The 16,734-nt window shown below is 70.4% G+C and carries 16 protein-coding genes; 7 read left to right on the forward strand and 9 right to left on the reverse strand.

All coding sequences use genetic code 11. The features are described from left to right. Positions 1 to 37: 37 nt before the first annotated feature. The gene (locus KWI83_RS13440) at positions 38 to 886 is read right to left on the reverse strand and encodes an LLM class F420-dependent oxidoreductase (RefSeq protein WP_218514583.1); all 849 of its coding nucleotides are present in this window, start codon (positions 884 to 886) and stop codon (positions 38 to 40) included. A 133-nt stretch (positions 887 to 1,019) separates the two neighbouring features. On the opposite strand from KWI83_RS13440, the gene KWI83_RS13445 reads away from it, so the two are divergent. From KWI83_RS13445 to KWI83_RS13455, 3 genes are all read left to right on the forward strand, one after another. Further along, entirely contained in the window at positions 1,020 to 2,525 is a 1,506-nt protein-coding gene (locus KWI83_RS13445) for a CehA/McbA family metallohydrolase (protein ID WP_218514584.1), read from the forward strand. A 303-nt stretch (positions 2,526 to 2,828) separates the two neighbouring features. After that, complete coding sequence (locus KWI83_RS13450) at positions 2,829 to 2,996, forward strand: hypothetical protein (RefSeq protein ID WP_218514585.1); 168 nt, start codon at positions 2,829 to 2,831, stop codon at positions 2,994 to 2,996. 378 nt (positions 2,997 to 3,374) lie between these two features. Continuing rightward, entirely contained in the window at positions 3,375 to 3,908 is a 534-nt protein-coding gene (locus tag KWI83_RS13455) for an NUDIX hydrolase (RefSeq protein ID WP_218514586.1), read from the forward strand. Here KWI83_RS13455 and KWI83_RS13460 read toward each other — a convergent pair. Continuing rightward, positions 3,886 to 5,226, reverse strand: a complete 1,341-nt coding sequence (locus tag KWI83_RS13460; protein ID WP_218514587.1) for a hypothetical protein — start codon at positions 5,224 to 5,226, stop codon at positions 3,886 to 3,888. The genes KWI83_RS13455 and KWI83_RS13460 overlap by 23 nt on opposite strands. A gap of 124 nt (positions 5,227 to 5,350) precedes the next feature. Here KWI83_RS13460 and KWI83_RS13465 point away from each other — a divergent pair, with 124 nt between their 5' ends. From KWI83_RS13465 to KWI83_RS13475, 3 genes are all read left to right on the forward strand, one after another. Next, entirely contained in the window at positions 5,351 to 5,581 is a 231-nt protein-coding gene (locus KWI83_RS13465) for a hypothetical protein (protein WP_256362217.1), read from the forward strand. A 255-nt stretch (positions 5,582 to 5,836) separates the two neighbouring features. Beyond that, the gene (locus KWI83_RS13470) at positions 5,837 to 6,280 is read left to right on the forward strand and encodes a hypothetical protein (RefSeq protein ID WP_218514589.1); all 444 of its coding nucleotides are present in this window, start codon (positions 5,837 to 5,839) and stop codon (positions 6,278 to 6,280) included. A 71-nt stretch (positions 6,281 to 6,351) separates the two neighbouring features. Then, positions 6,352 to 7,188, forward strand: a complete 837-nt coding sequence (locus KWI83_RS13475; RefSeq protein WP_218514590.1) for a protein kinase — start codon at positions 6,352 to 6,354, stop codon at positions 7,186 to 7,188. A gap of 732 nt (positions 7,189 to 7,920) precedes the next feature. Here the strand turns inward: KWI83_RS13475 and KWI83_RS13480 are convergent. Beyond that, complete coding sequence (locus tag KWI83_RS13480) at positions 7,921 to 8,748, reverse strand: endonuclease/exonuclease/phosphatase family protein (protein ID WP_218514591.1); 828 nt, start codon at positions 8,746 to 8,748, stop codon at positions 7,921 to 7,923. Between the two features lie 80 nt (positions 8,749 to 8,828). Here KWI83_RS13480 and KWI83_RS13485 point away from each other — a divergent pair, with 80 nt between their 5' ends. After that, the gene (locus tag KWI83_RS13485; protein ID WP_218514592.1) at positions 8,829 to 9,224 is read left to right on the forward strand and encodes a nitroreductase/quinone reductase family protein; all 396 of its coding nucleotides are present in this window, start codon (positions 8,829 to 8,831) and stop codon (positions 9,222 to 9,224) included. Positions 9,225 to 9,239: 15 nt separating this feature from the next. On the opposite strand, the gene KWI83_RS13490 is transcribed toward KWI83_RS13485, so the two are convergent. From KWI83_RS13490 to KWI83_RS13515, 6 genes are all read right to left on the reverse strand, one after another. Continuing rightward, positions 9,240 to 10,685 (reverse strand): aldehyde dehydrogenase family protein, encoded by a 1,446-nt coding sequence (locus KWI83_RS13490; protein WP_218514593.1) that lies wholly within the window; start codon positions 10,683 to 10,685, stop codon positions 9,240 to 9,242. Further along, a complete protein-coding gene (locus tag KWI83_RS13495; protein ID WP_218514594.1) occupies positions 10,682 to 12,412 on the reverse strand; it encodes an amidohydrolase family protein in 1,731 nt (576 codons plus the stop codon). The genes KWI83_RS13490 and KWI83_RS13495 overlap by 4 nt, the downstream gene beginning before the upstream one ends. A gap of 95 nt (positions 12,413 to 12,507) precedes the next feature. After that, positions 12,508 to 13,626: an LLM class flavin-dependent oxidoreductase gene (locus KWI83_RS13500; protein WP_218514595.1), complete on the reverse strand. Its 1,119-nt coding sequence runs from the start codon at positions 13,624 to 13,626 to the stop codon at positions 12,508 to 12,510. Between the two features lie 90 nt (positions 13,627 to 13,716). Next, the gene (locus KWI83_RS13505) at positions 13,717 to 14,487 is read right to left on the reverse strand and encodes an SDR family NAD(P)-dependent oxidoreductase (RefSeq protein ID WP_218514596.1); all 771 of its coding nucleotides are present in this window, start codon (positions 14,485 to 14,487) and stop codon (positions 13,717 to 13,719) included. Between the two features lie 3 nt (positions 14,488 to 14,490). Further along, positions 14,491 to 15,447 (reverse strand): TIGR03619 family F420-dependent LLM class oxidoreductase, encoded by a 957-nt coding sequence (locus KWI83_RS13510; protein ID WP_218514597.1) that lies wholly within the window; start codon positions 15,445 to 15,447, stop codon positions 14,491 to 14,493. Next, on the reverse strand, positions 15,444 to 16,664 hold the full coding sequence (locus KWI83_RS13515) for an amidohydrolase family protein (protein ID WP_218514598.1): 1,221 nt from the start codon (positions 16,662 to 16,664) through the stop codon (positions 15,444 to 15,446). Before KWI83_RS13515 ends, KWI83_RS13510 begins: the two co-directional genes overlap by 4 nt. Positions 16,665 to 16,734 lie beyond the last annotated feature (70 nt).

The raw sequence follows: 16,734 nt of genomic DNA on the forward strand, positions 1-16,734 counted from the left end.
CTTCGAGCATACGGTCGAGCTGATCAGCGCAGGCCGGTCAGGCCAGGAAGCCGCCGTACCCGTCCAACGCCCGCAGCACCTCCGCCTCCCCCGCCGGCGGCAACTGCACGACGACCTCCTCGATGCCGAGTTCGGCGTAGTGCGCGAGCTTGCCCGGGCTCGGGTGGACGGCGTACGGGACGACCTGGAGGGCGGACGGGTCGCGGCCCGCGTCGGACCAGGCGGCGCGCAGCCGGGGCAGTGACTCGGACAGGCCGCGCCCGCCGATCGGCAGCCAGCCGTCGGCGTACTCGCAGATGTGGGAGAAGAGTTTCGGGCCCGCGGCGCCGCCCATGAGCGTGCGGGGGCCCACGACCGGGCCGCGCGGCTTCTGCACCGGCTTGGGGTGGGCGTGGCTGGCGCGCACGCTGCCGAACTCGCCCTCGTACGCGGTCGGTTCCTGCGACCACAGCGCGCGCATCAACGCCATCCGGTCCCGGACCAGTTCCCGCCGCGTCCGCCACTCCACCCCGTGGTCGGCGGCCTCCTCGACGTTCCAGCCGAAGCCGAGGCCGAGGGTGAAGCGGCCGCCGGAGAGGTGGTCGAGGGTCGCGACCTGCTTGGCCAGGTCGATCGGGTCGTGCTGGGCGACCAGCGTGATGCCGGTGCCGAGACCGAGGCGCTCGGTGACGGCGGCGGCCTGGCCGAGCGCGACGAAGGGGTCGAGGGTGCGGCCGTACTCGGGGGGCAGGTCGCCGCCCGCCGGGTACGGGGTGGTCCGCTCGACCGGGATGTGGGTGTGCTCGGGCAGGTACAGCCCGGCGAAGCCCCGCTGCTCCAGCTCGCGGGCGAGCCGGGTCGGGGTGATGGTCTCGTCCGTGAGGAAGACGGTGACGGCGATGCGCATGTCCCATCTCTACCGGGGGATCCGCCATCTGTCCATACCGACCGGTCGGCATCAGGCCGGGAGCGTGGGCGCGTAAGGGCGCTATCCCCTTGCGGTGTTCCGGAGTTCACGCCGTCCGCCCATCCTGGTCCGCATGTGTGACGACAACGCGGGGATCGGAAGACGCACACTGTTCGTGACGGGTGCCGCCGCCGCGCTTACGCTCTCGGGTGTGAGCTTCGCGTCGGCCGCCGGCCAGCAGCAGACGAAGACCGTACGGGGCACACTCCCGCCCGGTTCACCCGACTTCGTGTACGTACCGGTGGACATCCCCTCCGGCGTACGGGAGCTGAAGGTCGCCTACACCTACGACCGCCCCTCCGTCCCCTCCGGCACCGCGGGCAACGCCCTCGACATCGGCGTCTTCGACGAGCGCGGCACCGAGCTGGGCGGCCGGGGCTTCCGGGGCTGGTCGGGCGGGGCACGCACGGAGTTCTTCATCCGCGCGGACGAGGCGACCCCCGGCTACATCGCGGGTCCGGTGCGGCGCGGGACCTGGCACATCGCGCTGGGTCCGTACACAGTGGCGCCGCAGGGGCTGACGTACGAGATCACGATCACGCTGACGTACGGCGCATCCGGTGCCGCCGTCGAGCCGACGTACCCGCCGGACCGGGCGAAGGGCCGGGGCCGGGACTGGTACCGGGGCGACTGCCATCTGCACTCCTGGTACTCCGACGGCCGCCGCACCCCCGCCGAGATCGGGGCGCTGGCGCGGGCGGCGGGCCTGGACTTCATCAACAGCTCGGAGCACAACACCCACTCCGCGCACGCCCACTGGGCCGACGTGGCGGGCGACGACCTGCTGGTGATGCTGGGCGAGGAGGTCACGACGCGCAACGGTCACGTGGTCGCGCTCGGCACCGACCCCGGCACGTTCGTCGACTGGCGCTACCGGGCCCGCGACAACCGCTACGGCCGGTTCGCCCGCCAGATCCGCAAGGCGGGCGGCCTGGTCGTCCCGGCCCACCCGCACGCCACCTGCGTCGGCTGCAACTGGAAGTTCGGCTTCGGCGAGGCGGACGCCATCGAGGTGTGGAACGGCCCCTGGACACCCGACGACGAGATGGCGCTGGCCGACTGGGACAGCATGCTGGTCGCGTCCCTGAAGGAGGAGGGGCGGGACTGGATCCCGGCGATGGGCAGCAGCGACGCCCACCGGGACCCGGACGTCGTCGGCCGCCCGCAGACCGTCGTCCTCGCCGACGACCTGACCCGGGAGGCGATCCAGGAGGGCATCCGCGCGGGACGCTCGTATGTCGCCGAGTCGGCGAAGGTGTCGCTGTCCTTCACGGCGTCCGGCGGACGGGGCGAACACGCCGGTATCGGCGAGCGGTTGAGGACCGACCGGGACACGCCGGTGACCGTGCGGCTGGAGGTGAGCGGGGCCCCGCGGTGCGTCGTGCGGTTCGTCACCGACCAGGGGGTGCTGCACACGAGCGCGCCGCTGCCGGTGGCGGGTTCGGGGGTCGTGGAGTGGCGTACGACGCCCTCGTACGCGGCCTATGTACGGGCCGAGTTGCGGCACGAGACGGCACTGGGGCCGCTGCCGGGGGCGCCGGCGGCGTTCACCAATCCGATCTTTCTGGGCGGCACGTGAGCGAGCCGGGACGCCGCGCAACAGTGATCGCCTCGGCGGAGTCACGGGCCAGGGGTGTCGTGTACGTGCATTCCACAGGGGGGCCGCCAGCCGGGGATCTCACGGCCCATCGCCGGATCGCGGCGGATGGCCACGAGCGCTTCGCGGACGACGTCCCGCTCCCCCTCCGTCAGGCCGCCGAACGCCTTGCGACGGGCTCGGCCTCCTCCAACGGGACCTCGTTTCAAGACCGTTCCCTTCGGCCGCTCGGGTAACCCACCTTCGCCCGGCCCATCTGGGGCGGAGCAGTAGAAGGACGAGACGTTGGATCAGGTCACGCTCAGCATCTTGGCGCTGTTCGGCTTGCTCAGCTTGGCTCTCGGCTACGGTGCCAAGCTCGGTCGCGAGGTTGACGATTTCTTCCATGCGTGGCGGGGGCCGGCTGCTCGCCTGCGTCGATGGCGGCGTAGTCGCCAGCACCACCAGCAGTGAGGCTGCTTCCCGTCTCCTACGGAAGGGGCTGCGTCATCACAGCCCCTTCCGGTCACATTGTCCTGGGACGGCCTCGTGGTGGTGGCGGAGCACCGTGCGCGGGAACAGCCGCCGGTAAATCGGCGATGACTGTGGGCAGGCTGAACCGGCAAAATTCGCGTATGTCAGATGACTGGCCCCCGCCTGGGCATAGCTTTTACTACCGAATGGACACCCAGCTTGAGGGTGATTTGCTCCTCGGAGCAGATGGGCCGCAGGCGAGGCTCCCACGCCGAGGAACCTGATCCGGTGGACATTTCGTCACCTCGACGCGAATCGTGTATCTAGGCTCGGCATGGTCTGAGATGCTGGGTGCACCGCGTGAGAGGGGCCGCAGGTATGGAGTGGAAGACCCACGGTGAGCGACAGATCTACACCAACAAGTGGGTGAATCTGTGTCTGGTCGACGTCCAGCAGCCCGACGGGCGCAGGTGGGAGTACCACGTCGTCCGCCTCCGGCACCTGGCCGTGGCCGCCGTGGTCAATGACCGCCAAGAGGTTCTGATGATGTGGCGGCACCGCTTCATCACCGACTCGTGGGCCTGGGAACTGCCCATGGGCCTGGTCGAGGAAGGCGAGACCCCCGAGCAGGCAGCGGCCCGCGAAGTCCTGGAAGAGACGGGCTGGCGCCCCGGCCCCATAAAGCCCCTGATCTACGCCGAGCCCGCCAACGGGATCACCGACTCGCAGCACCACGTCTTCCGCGTGGATGGCGCGATCTACGCCGGACTGCCCACTGAGAAGAACGAGTCGGACCGCATCGAGTGGATTCCCCTCTCTGAGATCCGGGGCATGATCGACCGCCGGGAGATCGTGAGCAGTGGCTCGCTCGTGGGTCTGCTGTACCTGCTCATGGACGAAGCGACCCGCTGACCGGAGGTAAAAGTTCCCGTAGGCGCGACTCGAAGGCCAGCGCCACGGGCTCCTGCCTGTGCGGAGCCAACTGCCCGTAGAACTCCCTGAGATGGCCCGACACGCGCTCAGAGGCCACGGCCGACGCCGGTTCCAGCGCTTGCGTGGCGGTGTGGCATGCCTGGTCGAGCTTGCCCTGGTCCAACTGCGTCCGTGCCAGCCAGAACGAATGAAACGCGCGGCCTCGCTGGTTGGTGCGTTTCTCCCGCCGCAGGGCATCCGCGATCAACGGTTCAGCGGTCGCCGCTTCACCCAGTTGGCCATGTGCAATGCCCGTGTCCACGATGAGCTTCGGCTCGTCGAAGTACGTCACCCATGACGGGTCCGGGTCGCTCGACCGGATCTGCTCGAAATGGCGGTGCGCTTCGCCGATCGCCCGGTGCGTATCGTCGCGGTTCCCGAGGGTGGCATGGGCGAACGCTTCCCGCATGGACAGCATCGACAGGACGCGCGGGGTCGTGCCGAGTGCCGAACGGGCCTGGTCCTGGGCGGCTGTCACGAGTGCCAGGGAGTCCGCGGGCTTGTCCTGGTAGGTCGCCTGCAAGCTCATGCACGCGAGGACGTTGGCCATGAACTGCCGGTCGTCGATCTCCTTGGCCAGTTGCAGGGCCTCAGTGAAGTACGCGCGGGCCTGGTTGTACTGGCGGGCGTCGAAGTACGTCCAGCCGGTGAGGCGTGCCAACTCGGCAGCGATACCGAACAGGCCGTTCTGGATGGACGGCCGCCGGTTCTCCTTCAGGAGGCCGACGACATACCGGAGCTGGCCGACGATGGCCGGCCTCAGCGCCTCGCCACCGTGCTGGTCGTCTCGTCGCCAGTAGTCCTCGATGGAGGAGCGGAACGCTTCGAGGGTTGCTGCGCTGAGCTTGGATCGCGTGGCCAGAGCCAAGATGCTGTCGACATCGGGGCCTGGCAGTGACGCGGGGGTCTGCTGCTCGGGCTCCGGCAGTTGCGGCGCCTCTCGCTCAGAGACCATGAGGGCCTGAGGCGTCTCCCACGGTCTACGGGCAAGCCCCAGCATGTGGCCAGGGATGCGCAAGCCGTCCGAGATCCGCTCGATGACGTCCATGTGCTGCAACTGACGTCGTCCTGCGATGACTTCGCCGACACGGCTCGGCGTCAGGTCGCAGCGCCGGGCGATCATCGACGGATAGATCCCGGCCCTGGTCTTCACCAGCCGGAAGACTCTGGCGAAGTCCCGTACCCGGCACGCATCGATCATCTCCGGATCGGTGAGCAGCCTGGCAGGCAGTTCCTGCGGCCGGTCGGCGTCGGGCATTGGGTGGCTCCCCACTGCGAGGGCTACGCAACGTCACTGGGTCTCTACTTCCCGCGATGTTACCCAAGTTGGGTAATCAGCCTGACCTTTCCGCCGTGGTGCCCGGATCGCGATGCTCCTGGACATGGCGAGCAACCAGCAGACCAGACCAGGCAGCGGTGAACTGGCAAAGGACACCGCCAGTGGACGTATTGGCGTCGTCATGGGTGAGGTCGGCGGCCGCGTGCAAATAAGGCCGATCGGCGGCGGCACGGAGTGGGACGCCATTCCGGGCAACGTGAAGCCGCCGAGTGCGCGGGAGGAACTGAGCGCGCGCCTGGCCATCCGGAACGGCAACAGTCGGGACGGGCTGTGATGCGGGCCATCGGCCGGTACGCCGGAGTCCTGTTCATCGTCATGATCAGTGGGTCGTGCGGCCTGGTGATCGGCATGGCTCTCGCCATCGGCCAGTAGACCGGTCACCCCGGACGGGTGCCAGTTTCCTTGGCTCCCCCCTTTCCCCGTCCGGGGTGGCCTCCCAAGCCCGCCTCTTGGTCGTTCTCAGGTCAAGACTCGGCGACTGATGCGGGCGGCAAGTGCCAAGCACCGCCATACACAAGGGAGTAGTCGCATGACGGCAACGGCGAACGATCAGAAGACCGGTCGCGCGGTGGCTGGTGAGGAACTCTTCGAAAGCCTCACCCACTTCGTGGTCGTCCACAACGGGCAGTCCCGCGAGCGGGCCGAGCGGATCGCGGACCAGGCGGTGGCCTTCGTGGTCACGGCGGCCACCGCCACCGTCCCCATGGTCCCGTCGGACGACGTGGACCTCGGCCTGCACGCGCTCATCCTGCACACCAAGGAGTACGCCGCACTCTGCGAGCAGTACGCGGGCCGCTTCCTCCACCACAACCCGGCACCGGGCGGTGGGGCCCGGGACCCCGAGAAGGTCGCCGCCTCGGCGCGCGCCATGAAGGCGGCCGGGTTCATGGTCTTCGATGACCTGTGGACCGTGGACGGCACGAACCTGGCGCAGTGCGACTCGGACTGCGGCCGGCCGTACGGCCAGGCGTAGCAACACGACAGCAGCGGCGCGGCCGGCCTCAGCTCCTGGTCGGCCGTGTTCGTCCGGAAGGAGAAGAGACGTTGTCCGGGTCATCCCCTGAACTGCCGATCGTGGTGCTCGACGCACTGATGCCCACGGCTCAGCGCCTCGTCGTGGACCGCCGTGGCTCCATGGTGTGGGAGGTCGAAAGCCATCGGGGCCACTACGCCGTGAAGGTCGGCTACCCGATCGGGGCCACGGCCGACTGGCCCGCCCAGCCCTGGACCGCGCTCGCACCCGCGCGTGAGGGAGCCGTTCTGCATCGTCTTGGCTTCGATGACTTCGCGTACGGCGAGTGGGAGCGCGGGACGTGGAACTTCCAGCCGTGGCGCGAAGGGCCGGACTTGTACCAGTTGTGGGAGCCCTGCCGTAGGCAGGACTCGTCCGTCGAACCGCCCGCCAGTGTCGCGCTCGGTTGTGTCGAGGCGCTGGCCGAACTCCACGCAAAGGGCTGGTCCCACGGTGACGTACAGCCCGCTCACTTCATCATCGGGCCGGAGCGGACTCACCTCATCGATCTCGCCCTGGCTCGGGGCGGACATGTGCCCGAGGGGTACGACTTCCCGTTCCGCGGCTGCCTCGTCCACTACGAGGCGCCGGAGATCGCGCGCAGCGTGCTCGCGACAGGAGAAGCCGAACCGACGCAGGAAGCCGACATCTACGCGCTCGGCGCGTCCCTCCTCATCTCCGCCACCGGCTGGCGAGCTGTCGAGTATCCGGACGACGCTCCGCGCCCCGTCCAGAGAGAGGCCGTGGCAAGCGGCAAGCGTCGTCCCGTGAAAGCCCCCGGTGAGCTGGGCGAGTTGGTCGACGCAATGCTCAGCTATGCCCCGGAGGACCGGCCGACCATCTACGAGGTGGGCAAAGCCCTGAGCTGACTCCCAGTAGCGAAGACCGGACCACCCACAGCCTGGACAGCATCACGGGTGGTCCGGTCGCGGAATCCCTGGTCAGGACCCCGGTGCCGATGGTATCGGGGCGGTTGGCGTGCTCGGATGCGGGTGCTGCTGCAACCCCCGGCTTCGCGTTGTCGAGTTGGAGAGGGGTCCTGACCTGAGCCACCGAAAGTCAGCCACGGCGGCGGGTACGCCGAAAGAGCACCGTCACGTGTGTCTCCAGCAACCCCCCGCCGGCCTCAGCCACGCTTCTTCCATTCGTCACGGCCCTCGCCCCGTCCCGGCCTGGGCGTTGTCGACGCAGGTGCCTGGCGTGTGGTCCTGCCTGTGGCTTTGGGTTCCATCGGCTGCGAAGCGTGGACTGGTCGGGTAGCGGGGTCTCGCTTGGTCGGTGTCGGCCTGGTCCTGGTGCTCGGACTGGTCAGGTTGTTTCCTGGTCTGGCTGTCCGCCTTGGCGGTGTTGCGCGCTGAGCGGCGGGGGCCGCCGGAGCGGTGGCGGAGACAAGGAGGGCCGGCGGCCACGGGCCGCCGGCGCGCGCGGCCCGCCGTAGGAGGGCGAATTTCTACTTCCGGTCACGAATTTGGAATCGACTCTGGGACCCTGAAAAATGTTGCCGCCAACGACCTCGGCGGAGGCGGTGGGTTTTGAACCCACGGTGACATCGCTGCCACGGCGGTTTCACGCCCGCTGCCTCCGGCTCGTGCACGCTGATCTCACTCCGCGGGCGGCCCGGCCAGGTCCGCGACCACGGCCGCGTGGTCCGAGGGCCAGACGCCGTCCACCGGGCCGTCGCCCGCCCGCCGGACCGACCGCACATGGCCGAGGCCGTCCGGGCCGGGTGGGCCGACGTGGATGTAGTCGATGCGGGCGGCGGGGTACCGGCCGGGGGCGACGTACGGGTTCGCCGGGTCCCAGGTGTGGGACGGGGCGCCCGGGTCGGCGTACTCCCAGGCGTCGAGGAGGACCTGGCGGGGGACGGCCGGGGTGGTCCGGTAGCCGCCGAGGAGGCGGATCTCGTCGGAGTCGGGCCAGGCGTTGAAGTCGCCGGTGACGACCGGCGGGAAGGGGGTGTCGCCCCGGTGCTCGGCGACGAACTCGGCGAGCGCGGTGACCTGACGGCAGCGGGTGGCCGAGGCGTGCAGGGCGGAGGTGAGGTGGGTGGTGAAGAAGGGCACCGTGCAGGAGGGTGTGGCCAGGCGGGTGTAGAGGGCGAGGCGGCCGTCGTCGACGTCCGTGGGCGCCGGGAGCGGGAGGACGGCCTGTTCGGTGATGGGCCAGCGGCTGAGGACGGCGTTGCCGATGCCGACGGTGGGGTCCCCGATGCGGTGCTGCCAGCGCTCGGGGGCGTGCGACGGGGCCCACGTCCAGTGCAGGCCCAGTGCGCCGGCCAGCCACTCGGCGAGGTTCTCACCCCCCTGGTCCCACACCTCCTGCAGGCCCACGACATCGGGACGCAGCTCGCGCAGCGCGCCGAGGATCGCCTTCTGCCGTTCCGCCCAGGGCCCGAACCGCCACCACAGGTTCCAGGTCACGACCCGCATGCCCACCGTCCTCGTCGCACCGCGTCCGAGGACCATTGAATCAACAACCACCCCGTTACGACACAGGAGACGTCACGCCGATGAGCCGCATCGACGACCTCAGATTCCGCACCGCCACCACGGTCCAGCGCCGCGTCCTCAACCCCGTCCTGCGCCGACTCCCCCTCCAGACCCTCCTGGAGACCACGGGCCGGGTCTCCGGCCTCCCCCGCCGCACCCCGGTCGGCGGCCGCCGCGTCGGCGGCTCCTTCTGGCTGGTCTCGGAGTTCGGCGACCGCTCCCAGTACGTCCGCAACATCCGCGCAAACCCGCGGGTGCGGGTGCGGCTCGGGGGCCGGTGGTACGAGGGGACGGCTCACCTCCTGCCCGACGACGACCCGAAGGCCCGGCTGCGCGCCCTGCCCCGCATGAACAGCACGGCGGTGCGGGCGATCGGCACGAACCTGCTGACGGTGCGGGTGGATCTGGACACGTGAGGAGGGCGCCGCACCTCACCCCGGCCACACGATCGCCTGCACCTCGCTGTACGCGTGCAGCGCGTACGAGCCGACGTCCCTCCCCACACCGCTCTTCTTGAAGCCGCCGAAGGGCGCCTCCATGTTGCGGCCGACGGTGTTGATGCCGACGCCGCCCGCCCGCAGGCGGCGGGCGACGCGGAAGGCGCGGGCCACGTCGGCGGACCAGACGTAGTCGATGAGGCCGTAGTCGCTGTCGTTGGCCAGGGCCACCCCCTCGTCCTCGTCGTCGAAGGGGATGACGACGACCACCGGGCCGAAGATCTCCTCCCGGGCCACGCGCATGTCGTTCGTGCAGTCGGCGAGGAGCGTCGGGGACACATAGAAGCCGCGGTCCATGGGCGGTCGTGCGCCACCGGTGACGACCGTCGCGCCTTCCTTGCGGCCGAGTTCGACGTACGACTCCACACGGTCCCGGTGTGCGGCGGAGATCAGCGGGCCGACGACCGTGTCCCGTTCACGCGGGTCTCCGACCTTCAACCGGCCCGCACAGTCCGCCAGGTGCTCCACCAGCCGGTCGTACACGCCCCGCTGCGCCAGCACCCGCGTCGGTGCCGTGCAGATCTGGCCGCTGTAGAAGGAGAACGTCGTGCCGATGCCGGCGACCGCCGAGCCGAGGTCGGCGTCGTCGAGGACGAGGGCCGCCCCCTTGCCGCCCAGCTCCATCAACTGGCGTTTCATGGCACGCCCGCACACCTCGGCGATGCGCTGCCCGACGGCCGTGGAGCCGGTGAAGCTGACCATGTCCACGTCGGGTGAGGCGACGGCGGCCTCTCCGGTCTCCGCCGATCGACCCGAGACCACGTTCACCACGCCCGGCGGAACTCCCGCCTCCTCCAGCGCCTCCGCCATCCGGTACACGGACAGCGGGTCCTGCGGGGCCGGTTTGACCACCACCGTGTTGCCCATCGCCAGGGCCGGGGCGACCTTGCCGACCGTGTTCGCCCAGGGGTTGTTGTACGAGGTGATGCAGGTGACGACCCCGACCGGCTGGCGCACGGCCAGTGCCCCCATCACGCCCGCCTTCCCGATCGGACCGGCCTCGTTGATCTGCGGCGCGATCGGCCACTCGGCGGGCTCGACGCGGGCGTACCGGCGAAAGCGCGCCGCCGCGACGCCGACCTGCATCCCGCGTGCCGTGCCGGTCGTCGCGCCCGTCTCGGCCCGGGCCAGTTCGGCGTACGGCACGAGGCGGGCCCGGATGATCTCCGCGGCCCGCCCCAGCACCGCCGCCCGCTCCTCCGCGGGCGTCGCCGACCACGCCCCGAAGGCCGCGCGCGCCGCCGCGCACGCCGCGTGCACCTGGTCCCGCGAGGCCTCCGGCGCCCACCCGACGGTCTGCTCGGTCGCCGGGTCGGTCACCTCGTAGTGGCCGCCGTCCGGCTCGACCCACTCGCCGCCGATGAACAGCCGCCGGTTCACCGGGTGCTCACCGTCCGCGTGTCCCGTCCCGACCGCAGCACCCGCCCGGGCACCGCGCCCGTCACCACGTCGTCCCGGATCGCCTCGACGCCGTTGACCCAGACCGCCCGCACGCCGATGGCCCGGGAGTCGAGCCGGGGGCTGTCTCCCGGCAGGTCGTGCACCAGGGTGGCCGTACCGGCGTCGATGCGTTCCGGATCGAAGAGGACGAGGTCCGCGTGGTAGCCCTCCCGGACCCGGCCCCGCTCCCGGAGCCCGAAGAGCCGGGCCGGATCGTCGGTGAGCATCTGCACCGCCTGCTCCAGCCCCACCAGCTTCCGGCCGCGCAGACAGTCCCCCAGGAAGCGGGTGGTGTACGGCGCCCCGCACATGCGGTCCAGGTGCGCGCCCGCGTCCGAGCCGCCGAGCAGGACGTCCTCGTGCTGCCAGGTCTCGGCGCGCAGCGCCCAGGACGCGGGGTCGTTGTCGGTGGGCATGGGCCACAGGACCGTCCGCAGATCGTCGTTCGCGCAGATGCCGACCAGACAGGCGAAGGGGTCCTGGCCGCGCTCCGCCGCTATCTCCCGTACGACCCTCCCCGTCAGCCCCGCGTTCTGCGCGCTGTACGTGTCGCCGATGACGTACCGCCCGAAGTCCGCCAGCCGCCGGAAGACGCCCGCCTCCTTGGACGCGGCCCGCCTGAGCATCTCGGCCCGTAGGTCCGCGTCGCGGAGCTTCCGGATCCGCTCCGGCACGGGCAGGCCCAGGATCTCGCCCCAGCCCGGGATGAGGTTGAGCGCGCAGAAGGTGCCCAGCGACATGTTCATCGGCGTGAGGATCGGCATGGTGAGCGCCACCACCCGGCCGCCCGCCTTCCGGGCCCGCTCACTGGCCAGCAGCTGCCTCGGCACGCGCTGCGGGACCGCCGCGTCGATGGTCAGGACGTTCCAGTTCAGCGGGCGCCCGGCCGCCGCGCTCATCTCCACCAGCAGCTCGATCTCGGCGTCGCTGAACTGATCCAGGCACCCCGCGACGATCGCCTCGATCTGCGTCCCCTCGTGCTCACCGACCGCCCGCGAGAGCGCCAGCAGCTCGGCGGGCTCGGCGTGCCGCGAGGCGACCGGCTGCCCGTCGCCGTCGGAGTGGGTGGACGACTGGGTGGTGGACAGCCCCCAGGCACCGGCGTCCATGGCGTCGTGCAGCAACCGCACCATGGCGGCGAGCTGCTCCTCCGTCGGCCGCCCGCCCACCGCGTCCGGCCCCATCGCATACCGCCGCAGCGCACAGTGCCCCACCATGAAACCGGCGTTGACCGCGATCCGCCCCTCCAGGGCGTCCAGGTACTCCCCGAAGCCGTGCCAGCTCCAGGGCGCCCCCTCCTCCAACGCGACCAGCGACATGCCCTCGACCTTGGACATCATCCGGCGGGTGTAGTCGGCGTCCTCCGGGCGGTCCGGGTTCAAGGGGGCCAGCGTGAAGCCGCAGTTGCCCGCCGCGACGGTCGTCACCCCGTGGTTGAGGGAAGGGGTCGCGTACGGGTCCCAGAAGAGCTGGGCGTCGTAGTGGGTGTGGGGGTCGACGAAGCCGGGGGCGAGGACCAGGCCGGAGGCGTCCTCGCTGGTGCGGGCCTTTTCAGTGACCGTACCGATGACGGCGATACGCCCGTCCCGGATCCCGACGTCGGCAGTGAAAGCAGCCGCACCGGTCCCATCGACGACGGCCGCACCTTTGATGACGTGATCGAGCATGGGGCTCACCTCCTGGAGCCGCGGTGATCGGTCCTACCTAGGGGCGCGGGGAACTGCGCGACCAGCCCCCACAAACCCGCAGCCGCCAACGACGCTCAAGCCCCCCGCCGGAACCGCGAGGTCCGATGCACAGGATCCGTATCGATCTTCGGAATCACGTGCTCCCCGATCAGCCGAATCGTCTGCAACGTCTCCTCCTTCGGCACCCCCACCGGCAGCCCGAAGCTCAACTGATCGGCCCCCGCCTGCTCCCACCGCTTGCACTGCCGCAGCACCTCGTCCGGATCGCCGCAGATCAGCAGCTCCTCCTCAATGAGCACCTCGACGAACTCCGCCGTGTACTCCGGCAACGTCTCCGGCCACACCGGAAACCCCTCGGGCCGCGGAAACGTGTCGTGGTACCGGAACACCAGCGACGGCAGGTAGTGCAGCCCGCCCCCCACAGCGATCCGTATCGCCTCCTCATGCGTCGGCGCACAGATCGCGGTCGTCGTCACCATCACGTTGTCGTTGACGAAGTCCCCCACCGGCTCCGCATCCACGACCGCCGTCTTGTACTGCTCCAGCACCCACTCCATGTCGGACACCTTCTGCACGCTGAAGCCCAGCACCCCGAGCCCCTTCTTCGCCGCCATGGCGTACGACGACGGCGACCCGGCCGCGTACCACATCGCGGGATGCGACGCCCCGTACGGCTTGGGCAGCACCTTCCTCGGCGGCAGCGACCAGTGCTTGCCCTGGAAGCCCGCGTACTCGTCCTGCAGCCACATCCTGGGGAACTCGGCGATCGTCTCCTCCCAGATCTCCTTCGTGTGGTTCATGTCGGTGATGCCGGGCAGGAACCCGAGGATCTCGTGCGAGCCCGCACCGCGCCCGCTGCCGAACTCGAAGCGGCCCTCAGTGAGGTGGTCCAGCATGGCGACCTTCTCGGCGACCTTCACCGGGTGGTTGACCGGGGCGAGCGGGTTGAAGATGCCGGAGCCGAGGTGGATGCGCTCGGTGGCGTGCGCGAGGTAGCCGAGGAACACGTCGTTGGCGGAGAGGTGCGAGTACTCCTCCAGGAAGTGGTGCTCGGACGCCCAGGCGTACTTGAAGCCGGACCGGTCCGCCTCGATGACGTACTCGGTCTCCTCCATCAGCGCCTTGTGCTCGGCGAGCGGGTCGGTCTCGGCGCGCTTGCCCACGTATCCCTGTACAAAGAGCCCGAATTCCACGGAGTTCACCGTCCCTCTGCGGTATCTGACGGATCGTCAGTTCGCTGACTGTGGCACCGGACGTGCGTACCGTCAATAGCTGACGGACAGTCAGATCAGGGCCACCCCGGCCAGCCAGCCACCGTCGATCACGAACGGCTGCCCGGTGATGTAGGAGGAGTCGTCGCAGGTCAGGAAGAGCGTGAGCCGGGCCACCTCCTCCGGGCGTCCGACCCGGCCGAGCGGCACCAGCCTGCGGTACAGCTCGTCGAGGGCCCCCCGCGTCTGCTCGGGGTCCGCGTCCGGAGCCAGGCGGGCCGGGTTGGACATCGCCGTGTCGACGGCGCCGGGGCAGACGGCGTTGACGCGGATCCCGCGGTGGGCCAGCTCCAGGGCGGCGACGCGGGTGAGGCCGAGGACGGCGTGCTTGGTCGCCGCGTAGGTGCCGACGGCGGCCATTCCGGTCATCCCCGTGTACGAGGCGGTGTTGACGATCGTGCCGCCGTCCGTCATCTCCGGGGCGACCGTCCGGATGCCGAGGAAGCAGCCGACCTGATTGACCCGCACCACCTCCATGAACTCGTCCAGGGGCGTGTCCACCAGCGCGTTGAAGCGCAGGATGCCCGCGTTGTTGACGAGCCCGTCGATCCGGCCGTACGCCTCCTTGGTGGCGGTGACGGCGGCGGACCACTGCTCCTCGCGGCTCACGTCGAGATGGACGTACCGCGCGCCGATCTCCTTGGCGAGGGCCTCGCCCTGGTCGTCGAGGACGTCGGTGACGACGACCTCGGCGCCCTCCTCCCGGAACAGCCGGGCCTCCTGCTCCCCCTGCCCGCGCGCCGCGCCGGTGATGATCACGACACGTCCGTCCAGCTTGCCCATGTCTCAGTCCTCCGAAAGCAGCGGGCCGATGTCGCTCCCGAACGCCTCGATCTGGTCGGTGAGTTCGGCGCGGTCGCGGCTGCGGAACCGCACCTGGATCTGGTGCACGCCCATCGCCCGGTAGACCCGCAGCGACTCGGCGAGGGCCTCGGGCGGGCCGCTGATCGTCCGCCGCCCGACGTCCCAGGAGGGCGTGCCGACGTACAGCGGCTCGGCGATCGCGCCGACGGTGAACGCCGCCCCACCGCATCCATGCGCGGCTGCGCCGCGGGCCGCCTCCGCGCGCAGCCGCCGCAACGTGGCGATCTGCCGCGGCAGCCGGTCCCGGGGGTCGCCCTGGGGCAGCCAGCCGTCCCCCTTGAGCGCGGCCCGGCGCACGGCCGCCGGGGACGATCCGCCGACCCAGAGGGGGATGCGCGACTGGGCGGGCCGGGGCCGCTGTCCGAGCCCCTCGAAGTCGTACCGCTTCCCGTGGTGCGCGGGGAACTCCTCCGGCCCGAGCGCGGCCCGCAGCGCGTCGATCGTCTCGTCGAGCACGGCCCCGCGCTGCCGGAAGTCCACGCCGAGCGCCTCGAACTCCTCCGGTACGTGCCCGGCCCCGACGCCGAGGATCAGGCGACCGCGCGACAGATGATCGAGGGTGGCGTACTGCTTGGCGGTGAGGAGCGGATGGCGCAGGCCGACAACGGCGACGTGGGAGAGCAGCCGGACGCGTTCGGTGACGGCCGCCAGGTGGGCGAGGGTGGCGACCGGGTCGTACCAGACCGTGCTCATCGCGGCGGCGAGACGGCGCGGGACGGCGACGTGGTCGCAGCAGGCGATGTAGTCGAAACCCGCCCGGTCGGCGGCGCGGGCGACCGCGACGAGGTCTTCCGGACCCGCGGCGGCCTCCCAGGGCTCGGCGTAGATGGTGCTCTGGGACTGGACGGGGAGCTGGATGCCGTAGCGAAGCACGCTCATGGTGCCCACAGGCCGTCCTGCGTCAGCCCCAGCAGCTCGATGGCGTTGCGGCGGACGATCCGTTCGACCGTGTCCGGGTCCAGGTGCCCCATCTGCGCCTCGCCGACCTCCCGCGACGTGGGCCAGGTGGAGTCGGAGTGCGGGTAGTCGGTCTCGTACAGGACGTTGCCGACGCCTATCGAGTCGAGGTTGCGCAGGCCGAAGGCGTCGTCGAAGAAGCAGCCGTGGACGTGCTCGGCGAACAGCTCGGACGGGGGCCGGTGGACCTTGTCGGCGACGCCGCCCCAGCCGCGGTTCTCCTCCCAGACGACGTCGGCGCGCTCCAGGATGTACGGGATCCAGCCGATCTGCCCTTCCGCGTACATGACCTTGAGATTCGGGAAGCGCTCGAACTTGCCGCTCATCAGCCAGTCGACCATCGAGAAGCAGCAGTTGGCGAAGGTGATGGTGGAGCCGACGGCGGGCGGGGCGTCGGCGGAGGTGGAGGGCATCCGGCTGCTGGAGCCGATGTGCATCGCGACGACCGTGCCGGTCTCGTCGCAGGCGGCGAGGAAGGGGTCCCAGTCGTCGGTGTGGACGGAGGGGAGGCCGAGGTGCGGGGGGATCTCCGAGAAGGCGACGGCGCGGACGCCGCGCGCGGCGTTGCGGCGGACCTCCGCCGCGGCCAGCTCGGCGTCCCAGAGGGGGACGATGATGAGCGGGATCAGCCGCCCCCGCGCCTGCGGGCCGCACCACTCCTCCACCATCCAGTCGTTGTAGGCGCGGATGCAGAGCAGGCCGAGTTCGTGGTCCTTGGCCTCGGTGAAGGTCTGGCCGCAGAAGCGGGGGAAGGTGGGGAAGCAGAGGGCGGACTGGACGTGGTTGACGTCCATGTCGGCGAGTCGGGCGGGGACGTCGTACGAGCCCTGGCGCATCTGCTCGTACGTGATGACCTCCAGTTTGATCTCGTCCCTGCTGTATCCCACGGCGGTGTCGAGGCGGGTGAGGGGCCGGTGCAGGTCCTCGTAGATCCACCAGTCGCCGATCGGCCCGTCGTCGCCGGGCCGGCCCATGACGGGCTTGAAGCGGCCACCGAGGAAGCTCATCTCCTTCAGCGGGGCGCGGACGATGCGGGGGCCGGTGTCGGCGTACTTCCTGGGGAGGCGGTCCTGCCAGACGTTCGGGGGTTCGACGGTGTGGTCGTCGACGGAGATGATCTCGGGGAATCCGGTGTCCATGGGGGCACGGTAGCGCTGATCTGACGAGCCGTCAGCTATCTGTTCCGGGGCCTGGTTGTATCTCGGACGG

The organism is Streptomyces sp. TRM70350, assembly GCF_019219825.1.
In the GTDB taxonomy this organism is placed as follows: domain Bacteria; phylum Actinomycetota; class Actinomycetes; order Streptomycetales; family Streptomycetaceae; genus Streptomyces.

What these genes read in the sequence shown, in the direction of transcription:
- KWI83_RS13440 (WP_218514583.1), bottom strand. Translation starts at nt 886, where the DNA reads ATGCGCATCGCCGTCACCGTCTTCCTCACGGACGAGACCATCACCCCG.
- KWI83_RS13445 (WP_218514584.1), top strand. Translation starts at nt 1,020, where the DNA reads ATGTGTGACGACAACGCGGGGATCGGAAGACGCACACTGTTCGTGACG.
- KWI83_RS13455 (WP_218514586.1), top strand. Translation starts at nt 3,375, where the DNA reads ATGGAGTGGAAGACCCACGGTGAGCGACAGATCTACACCAACAAGTGG.
- KWI83_RS13460 (WP_218514587.1), bottom strand. Translation starts at nt 5,226, where the DNA reads ATGCCCGACGCCGACCGGCCGCAGGAACTGCCTGCCAGGCTGCTCACC.
- KWI83_RS13465 (WP_256362217.1), top strand. Translation starts at nt 5,351, where the DNA reads ATGGCGAGCAACCAGCAGACCAGACCAGGCAGCGGTGAACTGGCAAAG.
- KWI83_RS13470 (WP_218514589.1), top strand. Translation starts at nt 5,837, where the DNA reads ATGACGGCAACGGCGAACGATCAGAAGACCGGTCGCGCGGTGGCTGGT.
- KWI83_RS13480 (WP_218514591.1), bottom strand. Translation starts at nt 8,748, where the DNA reads ATGCGGGTCGTGACCTGGAACCTGTGGTGGCGGTTCGGGCCCTGGGCG.
- KWI83_RS13485 (WP_218514592.1), top strand. Translation starts at nt 8,829, where the DNA reads ATGAGCCGCATCGACGACCTCAGATTCCGCACCGCCACCACGGTCCAG.
- KWI83_RS13495 (WP_218514594.1), bottom strand. Translation starts at nt 12,412, where the DNA reads ATGCTCGATCACGTCATCAAAGGTGCGGCCGTCGTCGATGGGACCGGT.
- KWI83_RS13505 (WP_218514596.1), bottom strand. Translation starts at nt 14,487, where the DNA reads ATGGGCAAGCTGGACGGACGTGTCGTGATCATCACCGGCGCGGCGCGC.
- KWI83_RS13510 (WP_218514597.1), bottom strand. Translation starts at nt 15,447, where the DNA reads ATGAGCGTGCTTCGCTACGGCATCCAGCTCCCCGTCCAGTCCCAGAGC.
- KWI83_RS13515 (WP_218514598.1), bottom strand. Translation starts at nt 16,664, where the DNA reads ATGGACACCGGATTCCCCGAGATCATCTCCGTCGACGACCACACCGTC.